The organism is Nocardiopsis sp. NPDC006938, from assembly GCF_042869555.1.
Classification (GTDB): Bacteria; Actinomycetota; Actinomycetes; order Streptosporangiales; family Streptosporangiaceae; genus Nocardiopsis.
In genome coordinates this window covers 54,755-67,891 of record NZ_JBIAGA010000014.1, presented here as the reverse complement: position 1 = coordinate 67,891, position 13,137 = coordinate 54,755, and the positions used below count along the sequence as shown (strand labels likewise).

Annotated in this window: 12 protein-coding genes; 4 read left to right on the top strand and 8 right to left on the bottom strand. The window is 73.8% G+C overall.

Annotated elements, in window-relative coordinates; translation table 11 throughout:
- Positions 1–53: 53 nt before the first annotated feature.
- From ACFYL4_RS20340 to ACFYL4_RS20315, 6 genes are all read right to left on the bottom strand, one after another.
- Entirely contained in the window at positions 54–857 is an 804-nt protein-coding gene (locus ACFYL4_RS20340) for a DUF1295 domain-containing protein (RefSeq protein ID WP_387519950.1), read from the bottom strand.
- The gene (locus tag ACFYL4_RS20335; protein WP_387519949.1) at positions 854–2,113 is read right to left on the bottom strand and encodes a class I SAM-dependent methyltransferase; all 1,260 of its coding nucleotides are present in this window, start codon (positions 2,111–2,113) and stop codon (positions 854–856) included. Before ACFYL4_RS20335 ends, ACFYL4_RS20340 begins: the two co-directional genes overlap by 4 nt.
- Positions 2,110–2,898, bottom strand: coding sequence for a DUF1365 domain-containing protein (locus ACFYL4_RS20330; RefSeq protein WP_387519947.1), 789 nt, complete (start codon positions 2,896–2,898; stop codon positions 2,110–2,112). Before ACFYL4_RS20330 ends, ACFYL4_RS20335 begins: the two co-directional genes overlap by 4 nt.
- A complete protein-coding gene (locus tag ACFYL4_RS20325) occupies positions 2,892–4,184 on the bottom strand; it encodes an NAD(P)/FAD-dependent oxidoreductase (RefSeq protein WP_387519945.1) in 1,293 nt (430 codons plus the stop codon). Before ACFYL4_RS20325 ends, ACFYL4_RS20330 begins: the two co-directional genes overlap by 7 nt.
- 119 nt (positions 4,185–4,303) lie before the next feature.
- Positions 4,304–6,316, bottom strand: a complete 2,013-nt coding sequence (locus ACFYL4_RS20320; protein WP_387519943.1) for a hypothetical protein — start codon at positions 6,314–6,316, stop codon at positions 4,304–4,306.
- Between the two features lie 196 nt (positions 6,317–6,512).
- Positions 6,513–6,836 carry a hypothetical protein gene (locus ACFYL4_RS20315; RefSeq protein WP_387519941.1) on the bottom strand — a complete coding sequence of 108 codons (324 nt, stop codon included), beginning with the start codon at positions 6,834–6,836 and terminating at the stop codon, positions 6,513–6,515.
- Between the two features lie 318 nt (positions 6,837–7,154).
- Between ACFYL4_RS20315 and ACFYL4_RS20310 the strand changes: the two genes are divergently transcribed.
- Positions 7,155–8,627, top strand: a complete 1,473-nt coding sequence (locus tag ACFYL4_RS20310) for a phosphatase PAP2 family protein (protein WP_387519939.1) — start codon at positions 7,155–7,157, stop codon at positions 8,625–8,627.
- 19 nt (positions 8,628–8,646) lie between these two features.
- Here the strand turns inward: ACFYL4_RS20310 and ACFYL4_RS20305 are convergent, their stop codons facing one another.
- Positions 8,647–9,621 (bottom strand): phosphotransferase, encoded by a 975-nt coding sequence (locus tag ACFYL4_RS20305; protein WP_387519937.1) that lies wholly within the window; start codon positions 9,619–9,621, stop codon positions 8,647–8,649.
- Between the two features lie 84 nt (positions 9,622–9,705).
- Complete coding sequence (locus ACFYL4_RS20300; RefSeq protein WP_387519935.1) at positions 9,706–10,446, bottom strand: maleylpyruvate isomerase family mycothiol-dependent enzyme; 741 nt, start codon at positions 10,444–10,446, stop codon at positions 9,706–9,708.
- On the opposite strand from ACFYL4_RS20300, the gene ACFYL4_RS20295 reads away from it, so the two are divergent.
- The 3 genes from ACFYL4_RS20295 to ACFYL4_RS20285 all read left to right on the top strand — a co-directional run bounded on the left by ACFYL4_RS20295 (position 10,445) and on the right by ACFYL4_RS20285 (position 13,105).
- Positions 10,445–10,618 (top strand): hypothetical protein, encoded by a 174-nt coding sequence (locus ACFYL4_RS20295; RefSeq protein ID WP_357759785.1) that lies wholly within the window; start codon positions 10,445–10,447, stop codon positions 10,616–10,618. The genes ACFYL4_RS20300 and ACFYL4_RS20295 overlap by 2 nt on opposite strands.
- Before the next feature lie 16 nt (positions 10,619–10,634).
- Complete coding sequence (locus ACFYL4_RS20290; RefSeq protein ID WP_387519933.1) at positions 10,635–11,576, top strand: MBL fold metallo-hydrolase; 942 nt, start codon at positions 10,635–10,637, stop codon at positions 11,574–11,576.
- Positions 11,577–11,671: 95 nt separating this feature from the next.
- Positions 11,672–13,105 (top strand): WGR domain-containing protein, encoded by a 1,434-nt coding sequence (locus ACFYL4_RS20285; RefSeq protein WP_387519931.1) that lies wholly within the window; start codon positions 11,672–11,674, stop codon positions 13,103–13,105.
- Positions 13,106–13,137 lie beyond the last annotated feature (32 nt).

The following is a 13,137-nucleotide window of genomic DNA, read 5'->3' as shown; positions in this document are numbered from 1 at the left end:
GAACCGCCCCCGGCCGGGCCACTCCACACCTGTCGGCCGGGGGCTCCTTTCCGTCACCCGTCGGCCCGCCTCGGGGGCCGGGGCAGGAAGGCGCTGGTGCGTCGCGCGTACTCCGCCCAGCCGGGGCGGCCCTTCATGTGTTCGTCCAGCAGGCGCTGTCCCGAGCCGCGGGTGAGCAGGTAGGTCATCACCAGGGGCGCGGGCAGGGTGATCAGCACCCACCAGGACCCGGACGCGACCAGGAACAGACCCCACCACACGAGAGCGTCCCCGAAGTAGTTCGGGTGCCGGGTCCAGGCCCACAGCCCCCGGTCCATGATCCGGCCCCGGTGAGCGGGATCGGCTCTGAACCGGGCCAGCTGGGCGTCTCCCACGGACTCGAAGAGGAATCCGGCCAGCCAGACGAGCACCCCCAGCAGGGCCAGCCATCCCAGCGGACCCGCGGTGTACGCCGCGACCTGGAGGGGGAGCGAGATCAGCACCACCAGGGAACCCTGGAGCAGGTAGACCACGCGCAGGGCGTACAGGTGCGGGTTCCCGGGCGCCCGGGCGAGGAACCGCTCGTAGCGGGGGTCCTCCCCCTTCCCACGGGCGCGCAGCCCGATGTGCGCGGCCAGGCGCACGCCCCACACGGTGGTCAGGGCGGCCAGCAGCCAGGTCCGAGCGGGGTCGCCCGCGCCCGAGGCGGTGGCCAGCACCGCCGTGGACAGGGCGGCGCCCACGAAGCCGAGCCCCCAGGCGACGTCGACCACGCTGTGGCGGCCCAGCCGCACGCCGAAGGCGAACGCGGTGAGCATGACCGCGCCGACCACGGCGGCGGTGACGGCGAGGTTGAGCAGCGGCGCGGTGGCGGTCATCGGGCACGCTCCATGGTGATCTGCTCGACGTCGATGATCCCCGAGCGAAAGCCCGCCTCGCAGTAGGCCAGGTAGAAGGACCACATACGGCGGAAGGTGTCGTCGAACCCGAGGGCGCGGACTTCTTCGGCCGCCCCGGTGAAGTTCTCCCGCCACACCCTGAGGGTGTCGGCGTAGTCGTGGCCGAAGGCGAGGCGGTCGGTGATCCGCAGGCCGGTCCCGTCCGCGATCCGCTCGCGGATGGCGGTGACCGAGGGGATCAGCCCGCCGGGGAACACGTACTTGTGCATCCACGTGTAGGAGCCCCGGGAGGCCCGCATGAGCCGGTGCTCCATGGTGATGGTCTGGAGGGCGACGCGCCCGCCCGGCCGGACCAGCCGGTCCAGGGCCCGGAAGTAGGCGGGCCAGTAGCGGGCGCCGACCGCCTCGACCATCTCGCAGCTGACCACGGCGTCGTGGCTGCCGGTGGCGTCCCGGTAGTCGCACAGTTCGACGGACACCCGGTCGGACAGTCCCAGCGCGGCCACGCGCGCGCGTGCGTGGTCGCGCTGTTCGGTGGACAGGGTGAGGGAGGTGACGCGGGCGCCCCTGCGCGCGGCGCGCACGGCCAGCTCCCCCCAGCCGGTGCCGATCTCCAGCAGGCTGGTGCCGTCGGTGACCCCCGCCGCGTCCAGCAGTCGGTCGGTCTTGCGTTCCTGTGCCCGGGCCAGGCCTTCGGAGTCGCGCGGGTCGTCGTCGGTGAACAGCGCCGACGAGTAGGTCATGGTGCGGTCGAGGAAGAGCGCGAAGAGCTCGTTGGAGAGGTCGTAGTGGTGGCTGATGTGGCGGCGGGCGCCGTCGCGGGTGTTGCGGTCCGAGGCCGGTCGACGCGGCAGGGTGAGGTGGCGCAGGGGCTGGAGCGGCCGGGGGACGAGGTCCTCGTAGCGCTCGGCGAGTCGGGTGAGCACGGTGACGGGGTCAGGGGAGTCCCATTCCCCCGCCATGTACGACTCGCCGAACCCGATCAGGCCGTCGTGGGCCAGGCGCGCGTGGAAGGCGTCCGGGTCGCGCAGCCACAGCACCGGAGCGCCGTCCCGGGTGAGGGCCGCGGGCGGCGGCTGGGGGCCCTCGTGCCGGTGGACCCCGGCCGCGGGGAGCGCGCGGTCGGCGAGCAGACGGGCCACGGCGGTGCGCAGGGCGCCGGACGGGACCCGGGCGACGTCGGGCCAACGGTGCGGGTCGGCGGGGCCGGTCGGGCGGGGGTGGGTCGTGGTCATGGTCGCTTTCCTCGTCGTCGTGGGTGTCCGGGACCGTGCGGGACCGGTTCCGGGCACGGTGCGGGGGCGGTGCGGGCGCCCGGGGCGGGACGGGGCCGCACCGGGAGGCCGCGCAGGAACAGCCGCACGCCGTGAAGGCGGATGCGCACGGCGTTGACCAGCGGTGCCAGCGGGTGGCGCAGGGACAGGCGCAGGAGCTGGCCGGGTGTGGCGGGTCGGCGGCGCCCGCGTACCGACGCGGTGAAGGGCGGTTGGCCCTCGCGGTGGAGCGCGACGGTGAGCGCGAGCCGCTCCCCGGGGACGGGCAGAGCCAGCCGGTACTCTCCGTCCACCGCGTTGAAGGGGGACACGTACAGGGCCTTGGGCACGGTGGTCCGCCCGTGCTCGTCCGGATGGAGGAGGTACCGGTGCCGGTCGCCGTAGGTGTTGTGGACCTCGGCGACCACCACGCGGAGCGCGCCGTCGGGGTCGTGGCACCAGTAGACGGTCAGCGGGTTGAACACGTGGCCGAACACGCGCGCGTGCGCCAGCATGAGCACCCGCCCGCCCTCCAGGTCGACCCCGTGCGCGCGCAGGTGGGCGACGATGTCGGACCTCAGGGTGGCGGAGCGGCCGTCCCCGTGGTCGGCGGGGTGGAACCCGGCCAGCGCGCGCAACGGCCACGGGAGGCGGGGCGGGTCGTCCAGGTCGACCAGCCAGTAGTGGGTGCGGTGCGCGAACGCGTACCGCAGGGGTGCGGCACGGGTGTGCCGTACCTCCGCCTCGTAGAGAGCGGGGGTCACCACCGCCTCCCCAGGGCCGCGGCGGCCTCGACCCCGGCCCGGCACCCGTCCTCGTGGAAGCCCCAGCCGTGGTGGGCTCCGGCGAAGGCCACGAGTGGGGTGTCGAGGGTGCGCAGGCGTCGTTGCGCGGCGACCGACTCGGGGGTGAACACGGGGTGGGCGTAGTCCATGGCGGCGACGGTCCGGTCGGGGTCGACGCCGTCGTCGTCGTTGAGCGTGACCACGTAGTCGGTGTCGCCGGGCAGCCCCTGGAGGCGGTTCATGTGGTAGCTGACGCGTACCGGAGCGCGGCCCGGCTCGCACGTGGCCAGCCGGTGGTTCCAGGAGGCCCAGGTGGCCGGGTCCGAGGGCAGGACCGAGGTGTCCGTGTGCAGCAGGACGCGGTTGCGGGCGTAGGTGAAGGCGCCCAGCACCTCCCGCTCGTCGTCCGTGGGGGCGTCGAGCAGTGCCAGGGCCTGGTCGGCGTGCGTGGCGACCACGGCGGCGTCGAACAGCAGCTCCTCGGTGTCGGTGCGCAGCCGCACTCTGTCGCCGTCGCGGGCCAGGCCGCGCACCGGAGTGCCGAGGCGGACGGTGTGCAGGCCCTTGAGCACGCGCTCCACGTAGGTGTGGGAGCCGCCCTCCACGGTGCGCCAGCGCGGTGAGCCCCAGATTCCGAGCATGCCGTGGTGGTCGAGGAAGGTGAACAGGTGGCGGGCCGGGTAGTCGAGGGCGGTCCCGGCCGGACAGGACCAGACCGCCGAGACCAGGGGCAGGAGGAAGTGCCCGGTGAAGTACGGTCCGAACCGGTGGCGCTCGGCGAACTCCCCCAGGGTGGGGCCGACCGCCGTGCCCTCGGGGTCGGCCCTGCGCGCGACGGAGAGCAGGCGGCGGGCGGCCCCGTGGAACCGAGGGATGTCGAGCAGCATCCGGACGTGGGCGACGCGGCGCCGGGACCCGGACGGCCACAGGGCGCGCGGCCCGCGCGCGCCCGCGTACTCCAGGCCGCACCCCCCGCAGCTCACCGACAGGCTCATCTCGGTGGGCCGGGTGGTCACGCCGAGTTCGTCGAAGAGCCGCAGCAGGTGGGGGTAGGTGCGCCGGTTGTGCACGATGAAGCCGCTGTCCACGCCCAGTTCGGTGCCGTGGGGCGCGGCGATCCGGTGGGTGTGCGCGTGCCCGCCGGGGCGGTCGTCGGCCTCGAACAGCGTGACGTCGTCGTGGCGGGCCAGGACGTGGGCGGCGGTCAGTCCGGAGACCCCGCCGCCGATGACCGCGACCCGGCGGCGCCCCGTGTGGTGTGTGCTCATGTGCCCTCTCGCGAAACCGGTGTGTGGCTGGTACCGGTGATTCGGAGCGGGTCGCGGAGCGGATGGGTCCCTTTCGGAAAAGTTTCACGGAAACCGAGAGGGCAGCTGCTTCGGGTGGGTCAGGACTGCCAGCCGTACACGTGCCCGCCCTCCCGGCTCAGGTAGGAGACCACCGCTCCGGGGACCGCGAGCGCACGCGGCCGGGGACCGTCGCTCAGGCGGAGGGAGCTCTCCCAGCGCTCGACCTGTCCGGTCAGCACACCCGTGCCGGCGGTCGGCTCACCGAACCCGGGGTCGGTGACCCGGAAGTCCGCGGCGGTGAGCACGAGGGCACCCCGCTTCTGCGCTTCCCGGGCGTCCAGGGCCGCCTGGGCCACCCCGCCGGTGAGGCCCACCGTGCTGCCCTCGGTGGCCCCGGAGTTCTTGGTGGGCCGGATCGACGCGGGAAGGCGGACCGTTCCGACGACCTCTCCGGAGGAGTCCCGCCGTTCGACGACGAGGTCGGAGTCCTCCTCCCGGTCCGGGCTCTGGTCGAGTTCGGCGGTGACCGCACCCTCGGTGTCGGCTTGGACGACCCCCGTGAACCGAGCGTTGTCCTCGTTGGTGAGCACGTCCGAGCCGTCCCGCGCGTCCAGGATGACGGACCCCTCGTCCAGCATGTTCCCCACCACGACGACCGGTGCGGCCCCGGGGTTCAGGACCGGGCCGCCGTCGCTGAGGTAGACGCGTTGGCCGTAGGCCCCGTCGGAGGCGTCCCAGGTGCGGTGCCACCGCTCCTCACCGGTGCGCAGGTCCAGGGCGACCAGGTGGGTGACGAACCGCTCGTCGGAGGAGTTGACCAGGTCACGGGCCTCCCACTCGCTTTCGAAGTCGCCCATGTCGGCGCACCGGTAGGAGACCAGGACCTGGTCGCCCCGCACCAGCAGATTGCTCCCCCCGGTCCCGGAGTCGAGTCGCAGCTCGACGGTGCCGCACACCATGCCGTCCTCGACCTCGTCCCGGCCACCGGGGACCGGGAACGACCACAGGCGGTCGGAGTCGCCGGTCGCGCTCACGCCCAGTTCCATGTCACCGAAACGTTCACCGGCCGCGAGCACGAACCCGGGCAGCAGGCGCTCGGTGTCGTCGCTCGAGCCGAGGGAGTCCGCGTCGAACTCCTCCTCGATCCGGCCCGTGGACGTGTCGAGCAGGACCACCACGCCGCCGCGCAGGTGGTCGCCCCCTTCGTTCCAGCCAACGGCGGTCTCGTTCGACCGCAGGACCACCTGGGCGCGGTCCGACCCCGGGTGCAGGGTCACCTGGACGTCACCGCCCGGGCGCCGGTAGCTCCACAGCTCCTCTCCCGTCCCGCCGTCCAGGCCGACCACGCCGTCGGAGATCGCGACGACCGGTCCGAGGGGCCCGCGTTCGACATGCCGCACGGAGACTCCCTCGGGCGGCCGCCACTCCCAGCCCAGTCGCGTGACCGAGTCGGGGTAGGGGGCCGCGTCCGGGACCTGGCCCAGGGAGGTGTGTCGGGTGGGCACGTACTCGGACAGGGCCCGCGCCGCGGGGTCGGCGAGTAGGGAGAGCGCGACACCGATCACGAACGGGGCCAGCCACCAGCGCCGGGTGCTGGCCCCGGTCCGGGGCCAGCGGTGAGAGGCCAGCAGAAGGATCAGGCCGAACAACAGCGGCAGGGCGATCCCCCACAACGCCACGTCGCCGGGCCGGACGCCGTACCGCTTGTCGAACAGCTCGGCGGTGAACACGAAGGAGGACTGCGGCAGGTTGGTCCAGAGGGTGAACTGGAGGAGCGCCAGCACGGAGAACAGGAGTGCGAAGAACCCGGGGGTGACCAGCCCGTCCGGGTCGGGCTCGCGCAGGTTCCGGCGGACGAGCGCGTAGGCCACCACCGCGGCCAGGAAGAGCGGGAACTGCCAGACTCCGCGTCCCTCCTCGGGGAGCAGCAGCGCCCAACCGAAGTCGTCGCCCTCCACCCGCCGGAGCACGAGGAACGCGGCCAGGAACGATCCCACGACCAGGCCGAACCCGACCCAGCCCACCACCTCCCAGACGCGGTCGGCCCGTCTTGCGGGAGTGGAACCGGCCCCCGTCTCGGCGGAGGGCTTCGGGGTGGAGGTGGTGCTCACGCGTACTTCCCACGGGTGTGCGGCGGAGGAGGGGGCGCGCCGGATGTCGCGCGGCCCGGCGGGTTCGACGCCCCGGCTCCGTGCGGGGCACCGGGCCGAGCCTCGTTCGCCACGGCCGACCGTCGCGCCACGACAACCTAGCAGTGGCGGCTCGGGCCCCCGGCTGGTACCCCGGGGGTGTGGGAGGGGCCGGGGTTCAGCGGTCCGCGGGAGCGGCGGGCCGGGGCTCCAGCCCGAGACCGGCCCGGAGCGCGGCGCACTCCTCCTGGCAGGTCGCGTCGGCGCTCACCACGTCCACCTCACCGCCCCTGGCCCAGCGGGCGAGCTGGTCGGTCCACTCCGCACGCGGCATGGACACGACGTCGACGAGCTCGGCACCGTCGCCGACCTCACCGGGCGCGCCGTCGGTGAGCACGGTGACCCTGCGGTCGGGGTGGAGCTCGGCGAGGTCCTCGGTGATCGGCTGTTCGGAGTGCAGGACCACGACGTGGATCGGGTCGGGGGTCTCGGTGGTGGACATGGGTGCCCTTCCTGTGGGGGGAACGCCCATGGACGTACTCTCCGTGGCCCCCTCCGAAACGTCTTCCCCAGGGCCGGAACCGGCCACACAGGGGCGAACTCGGACAGTGACGAGAATCCCACCCCCAGCCGAGTAGGACAGGCTAACCTCAGAGAGGACCCACACGGGTGACGGCGGCGACCGGGCCGCGGTACCCGGGGGCGACGGCCCTTCCCCAGTCGTCATCCCCGGGTTCCGCCCCGCCCGCGCTGACGCCGGTCCGGAGGGGACGAAGCGCGCCTGATCGACATCTCACCCCCAAAGGGTCAGGCTGGCCCCATGCCGTTCCTCCCTCGACTCCACCGCATCGACCGACGCGTGTACGACCGGGTGACGCGAGTGGGTGTCCCCGCCCTCGACAGCCACACGCCGAAGTTCGTCCAGAGCACCGACAACATGGCTCCCTGGGTCCTGGTCTCGGCCACCCTCGCGGTCACCGGCGGGCCACGCCTGCGCCGCACCGCGCTGCGGGCGATCGTCGCCGCCGGGCTGGCCAACGCCGGGGCCACCGCGATCAAGTACCTGGCGCGCCGCCCCCGACCGGACAGTTCGGGAGTGCCCGCCGCCCGCGTCCCCTACCGCACCTACACCAGCTCGTCGTTCCCGTCCGGCCACACCGCGGCAGCGGCGGGCTACGCGGGCGGGGTGATCTCCGACGCCCCCGCTCCGCTGTCCGCCCTGGTGTCGGTGATCGCGGGCGCGGTCGCCTTCTCCCGTGTGCACAGCGGGGTCCACTATCCCGGCGACGTCCTCGGCGGGGTCGCGGTCGGCGCCGCCTCCGCGCTGCTCGCCCGGGCACTGCTCCCGCCGCGCCCCGAGCTCGTCTTCGGCGCGGACACCGTTCCCGCGGGCGAGGCCGACGCGGACCCGGAGGGCGCGGGCGTGACCGTGGTCGTCAACCCGCGCGGCGGGGACACCGGGGTGCCCTCACTGACCACCGCCGACACCACCACCCGGGTCGCGCGCCAGCTGCCCCGAGCCCGCATCGTGCCGCTGTCCGCCGACGACGACGTCGCCGCCGTGATGGACGAGGCGGCCCGCGACAGCGCCGTCCTGGCCGTGGCCGGGGGTGACGGCACGGTGAACGCCGGGGCCGTCGCGGCCCTGAGGCACGACCGGCCGCTCCTGGTACTGCCGGACGGCACCCTGAACAACTTCGCGCGCACCCTGGGCCTGACCTCGGTGGAGACCGCGTTGCGCGCCTACTCCGGGGCCCGGCTGGGGCGGGTGGACGTCGGAGAGGTGAACGGACGCGTCTTTCTCAACACGTCGTCGTTCGGGTCCTACCCGCGCATGGTGGAGCGCCGGGACCGGTGGGCCGAACGGATCGGCAAGTGGCCCGCGTTCGCACTCGCCCTCTGGCGCGACCTGCGGGAGGTGCGCCCCACCCCCGCGCTGGTGGACGGCCGGCCCGTGAAGGTCTGGTGGGCGTTCGTGGGCAACTGCCGGTACCGGACGCACGCCCGGGTGCCGGGGCTGCGCGAACGCCTGGACGACGGGCGCCTGGACGTGCGGGTGCTGTGCGCGCGGTCACCGTTCCCCCGGCTCCGGGCCGTGGCGGACGTGTTGTTCGCGCGTACCGCGTCGGGGGCCGGTTACTCGGAGCGCCTGACGGGCTCGCTGACCCTGGCGATCCCGGACGAGCCGCGCCTGCTCGCCGTGGACGGCGAGGTCGTGGAGGGTGCGCCGGAGGTGGTCTTCCGCAAACGCCCTGGAGCTCTGCGGGTGTTCGTGCCGCTGGTGGGCGGCTGACGGGGCCGCTGCCGGGCTCTCAGCCCGCCAGCCCCCGTACGAGGGAGCCGAGGTCCCGCCAGGCCTGTTCGGTGTCGGGGCCGCGCTGGTGCGGGGCGGCGAACCAGTCCACGAACTCCACGACGTCCTGGAGGTCCCACCGCAGTCGGTACAGGGCCAGGAGCCCGGGGTCGGGCCGGTAGCCGGTGGCCTCGGTGTAGCGGGTGAGCTCGTCGGGGTCGTCGGTGACCAGCCACAGGTCGCGTTCGGGGGAGGCCAGCCCCACCGTGTCCCAGTCCACGAGGAGCGGTCCGGCCGAACGCCACAGGAGGTTGCCCGGGTGGGGTTCGCCGTGCGTGGTGACCTTCCGGGAGGGGGTGACCCGGGCCGCGCGTCGGCCGAACTCGTCCAGGCGCGCCCCCAGCAGAGCCCCGTGTTCCGCCAGGAGTTCGGCGGTCGGCGCGGAGAAGGGCCCGTGGTCACCGACCGCGTCGGGGTCCGCGGCGAGCTCCGCCAGCCGGTCGGCGCCCTCCAGGGTCGGCGGCGTGGCCCGCAGGCCGCTCGGCGGGGTGCGCCGGTGCAGGCGGGCGAGGGTGTCCAGGACCCGCCCGCGCTGGTCGGCGGTGAGTTCCTGCCCGAAGTCGCCGGGAGTGCCCTGTGTGTGCGGGAAGACGCTGAGGGCGTAGCGGTCGCCGATCCGCACGGCCGTGGCCCCCTCCCCCGAGCGCAGCGGCGCGACGACGAAACCGAGGCCGTGTCCGTCGTGCAGGTCCGCGGCGGTGTCCATGGCCCGTCGCAGGTTCCGCAGGACGGTGTCGGCGTCCCCGCCGAGGAAGGGTTTGTGTTCGAGGTCGACCAGGGTGAGGAACCAGCGCCGACCCGAGGTGTCGGTGGCGCTCCAGTGGTGGTCGCCGAACCCCAGGGGTAGGTGCGCCAGCGCCTCCGTGTGGATGCCCCAGTCCGCCAGCGCGTCCCGGAGGTGGTGTTCGTCGACGTTCGCGGGCCTGTCCAACATGGCGGCGACGCTAACATGCGAGGCCGCCGACCGGCACGGGGTTTTCGGTACGGTGCCCCGGCCGACCGGCACAGGGCACCGGGTTCACTCGGTCTCGGCCACGCTGAGGAACCGCGCGAGGGCCTCACCGTCCCCGTCGATCCTGAGGGTGTCGGTCCCGATGCGCCGCCACAGCGCCAGCAGCAGGTCGGAGGCGGTGCCCTCCACCGTGGTGTCGGCCCGGTGCGCGCCGTGGGCGACCCGCCAGTGCTGGCCGGTGTGGTCCACCGTCCACGACAGGTCGGCGTCGGTGGCGGTCAGCACGACCACGCCGACCGGGCCGACCGGCTCACGGGGCAGGTCCAGGGCCTCGGCCAGTCCGAGGAAGTAGGCGAGGAACTCGTCCACGCCGTCGACGGCGACGTCGACGGGCAGCGCGGCCGGGCCGCCGATCGCGCGGAGCGCGTCCCAGGCGTGCACCGCCGTCTCCTGGGCCATGCGCCTGTGGATGAACCCGCCGTCCTGACGCGCGGACCAGGTCCAGCGCGGTGCCTCGGGGTCCAGCGCGGTGAGGACGGTGAGTGTCTCGGCCAACCCCTCCCGGTACCAGTCCAGGAGCGTGTCCTCGTCGGGGCGCTCCGGCTGGACGTACCCGTCATCGGGGTCCTGGATCTCGCCCGAGGCGATCGACCGCCAGAAGTGGTGCGTCTCGCCGACGTGCCAGACCAGGTCGGCGACGTTCCACTCGGGGCAGGTGGGAACGTGCGCGTGGAAGCGGCCCTCAGCGGCGTCGGCGAGCAGGGTACCGCTCTCGCGGAGGACGGTGAGGTATCGAGGGGTGTCCATGACGGGGACGCTAGCACCCGGTGACGACAACGGCGGGACCGGGAACCTCGGCGGCGGGGCGGGCGCGGTCGGGTTCGAAGACGCACCGTTGGGCCGTCTCCTTCCGCCCCTGCCGGGCGAGGCCGCGCGCTACGCTGCCCGCGACGGACCGGGGGCGGCCCCGGCCCGCTGACGACGGGAGGAACGCCATGGGACAGACCGCGCGGACCGGGCCGGAGGCCGGGGCCCTGACCGAGGTCGTCGACGGCGTGTACGCGTGGGTGCAGCCCGACGGCACCTGGTGGGTGAACAACGCGGGCGCCGTCACCGGCGAGGACGGGCTCCTGGTGGTGGACACCTGCGCCACCGAGACCCGCACCCGACGGTTCCTGGGGGCCCTGGCCGCCGCCACGGCGGGCGCTCCCCCGCGCTGGGCGGTCAACACCCACCAGCACGGCGACCACACCTACGGCAACAGCCTCCTGCCCGACTCCACCGTCCTCATCGGCCAGACCGGGATGCGCGCGGCACTCGACGCCGACCCCCTCTTCGAGAACCCTCCGCCGGTGTGGGAGCCCGCGCCCGACTGGGGCGGGGTCACCCGCAGGCTCCCCTCCGTCACCTTCGACCGGGAACTCACCCTCCACCTGGGCGGCCGCCGGGTCGACCTCCGCCACCCGGGGTACGCCGCGCACACCGTCGGGGACGTGGTGGCCTGGCTGCCGGAGGAACGGGTCCTGTTCACCGGCGACCTGCTCTTCCACGGGCTCACCCCACTCCTGCTCATGGGGTCGCTCGACGGGGCCCTGCGCTCCTTGGACTGGGTGCGGTCCTTCGCGCCGGACCACGTCGTGCCCGGTCACGGACCCGTTGTGGGCGGGAGCGGACTCGACGCGGTGCTGGCCGAGCACGAGCGGTACTACCGGTTCGTCCTCGACACCGCGAAGAGGGCCGTACGTGAGGGCCGTACGCCCCTGGAGGCCGCGTACGCCGCCGACCTCGGCGAGTTCGGCGCGTGGGCCGACCCGGAGCGGATCGTGATGAACCTGCACCGGGCGCGGGCGGACCTGATCGGGGAACCCCTGGACCTCGACCTGGCGCTGGGCGACGCCGTCGAGTGGAACGGCGGCCCGATGCCCACCTCGGTCTGAGGCCGGTCGGGGGCGGGAGCCCCGACTGTCGGTGCCCGCGGCTACCTTCGTGCCCGTCGACACCGCCTCCCCACCGAACCGTCGAAGGGCCAGCCATGACCAGCACCCGCACCTACCTGGAACTCTCGGAAGAGGGTGCCGGCGCGCACAAGTTCTACGAGGTCACCCTGGACGGCACCGACGTCACCATCCGCTACGGGCGGATCGGGGAGACCGGGCAGACGCGTACCGCCAGCCACTCCACCCTCGCCAAGGCCCGGGCCACCGCCGCGAGGAAGATCGCCGAGAAGCGGCGCAAGGGATACGAGACCGCCGTCGCCGGGGTTCGCCAACGGCGCTCGGTGACCCGCCGGAGCATGGTCAGCCAGCGGTCCACCGCCAATCTCGCACCCGTGCTGTGGCGGTTCCGGTCGGGCGGCCCCGCCTACGGCGTCTTCGTCGACGACGAGCGCTGCTGGGTCGGCAACGAGCGCGGAGACGTGTACACCCTGACCCACCGGGGGGAGGTCACCGCCCGGTACGGGCTCCCCGACGGCGTCAAGTGCATCGTGGCCGACGACTTCTGGATCTACGCCGGGTGCGACGACGGCCGGGTCTACGACCTGGGCGCGAAGATCCCGCACGTCGCGTACGAGATCTCCGACGACGTCGACATCTTCTGGCTGGACATCCACGACGGCGTCCTCGGGGTCTCCGACGCGGCCGGGAAGATCACCGTGATCGACCACGAGGACGAGTTCCAGTGGTCGCGGCGCAGCGCGGGCCGGCACGCGTGGATGGTGCGCCACGACGACGCCGGCGTCTACCACGGGCACTCGTACGGCGTCACCATGTACGACGCGGGCAGCGGGGACGAACGCTGGTCGGTGCGGACCAGCGGCTCGGTGCTGTTCGGCTGGCAGGAGGGCGAGGAGCTGTTCGCCGCCACCAACCGGCACACCGTGGACCGCGTCGGCAAGGACGGCACGCTCCGGTCCACGTACCGCTGTGACGGCGCGGTCTTCTCGTGCGCGGCCTCCCCGGACGGCCGGTACGTGTTCGCGGGCGACAACCACTCCTCCGTCTACTGCTTCGACCGCGGCGGGCGCCGCCTGTGGAAGCTCGCGACCGGCTGCGGTTCGGCCTACTCGATGCAGTTCCACCAGGACCGGCTGTACATCGTCACCACGGACGGGTCGCTGGCCTGCGTCGACGCCTCCGAGGCCGCCATCCTCGCCGCGGAGGCGGGGAGCGTCCCCGAGCCGGTGTGCGTCAAGGCTCCGTCGTGGGACGCGGTCACCCCGGCGACCGAGCTGGAGACCGTGCGGACGAGCGATCTCCCCGCCGTCGGCGGCGTCGTGGTGGAGTGCGTGGACGAGGGCGGGCGACTCCGGGTCCGGGTGGTCTCCGACGGCTTCGACCGCTCCCTGCGGGTGCAGTTCCCCAAGGACATCCGCCGCGCGGGCGCCCGTTACGTCGTCAACGAGGTCCTCACCTCGGGCAGCGGCGGCTTCTACCGTGTCAGGGGCGACATCCGCCGCCTGGACTGAGCGCCGGAGCCCGTCGGGCCTCGGCCGCGCCC

Bases quoted from the DNA above. Each gene is read 5' to 3' on its own strand.
- ACFYL4_RS20340 (WP_387519950.1), bottom strand. From the start codon at position 857: ATGACCGCCACCGCGCCGCTGCTCAACCTCGCCGTCACCGCCGCCGTG.
- ACFYL4_RS20335 (WP_387519949.1), bottom strand. From the start codon at position 2,113: ATGACCACGACCCACCCCCGCCCGACCGGCCCCGCCGACCCGCACCGT.
- ACFYL4_RS20325 (WP_387519945.1), bottom strand. From the start codon at position 4,184: ATGAGCACACACCACACGGGGCGCCGCCGGGTCGCGGTCATCGGCGGC.
- ACFYL4_RS20315 (WP_387519941.1), bottom strand. From the start codon at position 6,836: ATGTCCACCACCGAGACCCCCGACCCGATCCACGTCGTGGTCCTGCAC.
- ACFYL4_RS20310 (WP_387519939.1), top strand. From the start codon at position 7,155: ATGCCGTTCCTCCCTCGACTCCACCGCATCGACCGACGCGTGTACGAC.
- ACFYL4_RS20305 (WP_387519937.1), bottom strand. From the start codon at position 9,621: ATGTTGGACAGGCCCGCGAACGTCGACGAACACCACCTCCGGGACGCG.
- ACFYL4_RS20295 (WP_357759785.1), top strand. From the start codon at position 10,445: ATGACGGGGACGCTAGCACCCGGTGACGACAACGGCGGGACCGGGAAC.
- ACFYL4_RS20300 (WP_387519935.1), bottom strand. From the start codon at position 10,446: ATGGACACCCCTCGATACCTCACCGTCCTCCGCGAGAGCGGTACCCTG.
- ACFYL4_RS20290 (WP_387519933.1), top strand. From the start codon at position 10,635: ATGGGACAGACCGCGCGGACCGGGCCGGAGGCCGGGGCCCTGACCGAG.
- ACFYL4_RS20285 (WP_387519931.1), top strand. From the start codon at position 11,672: ATGACCAGCACCCGCACCTACCTGGAACTCTCGGAAGAGGGTGCCGGC.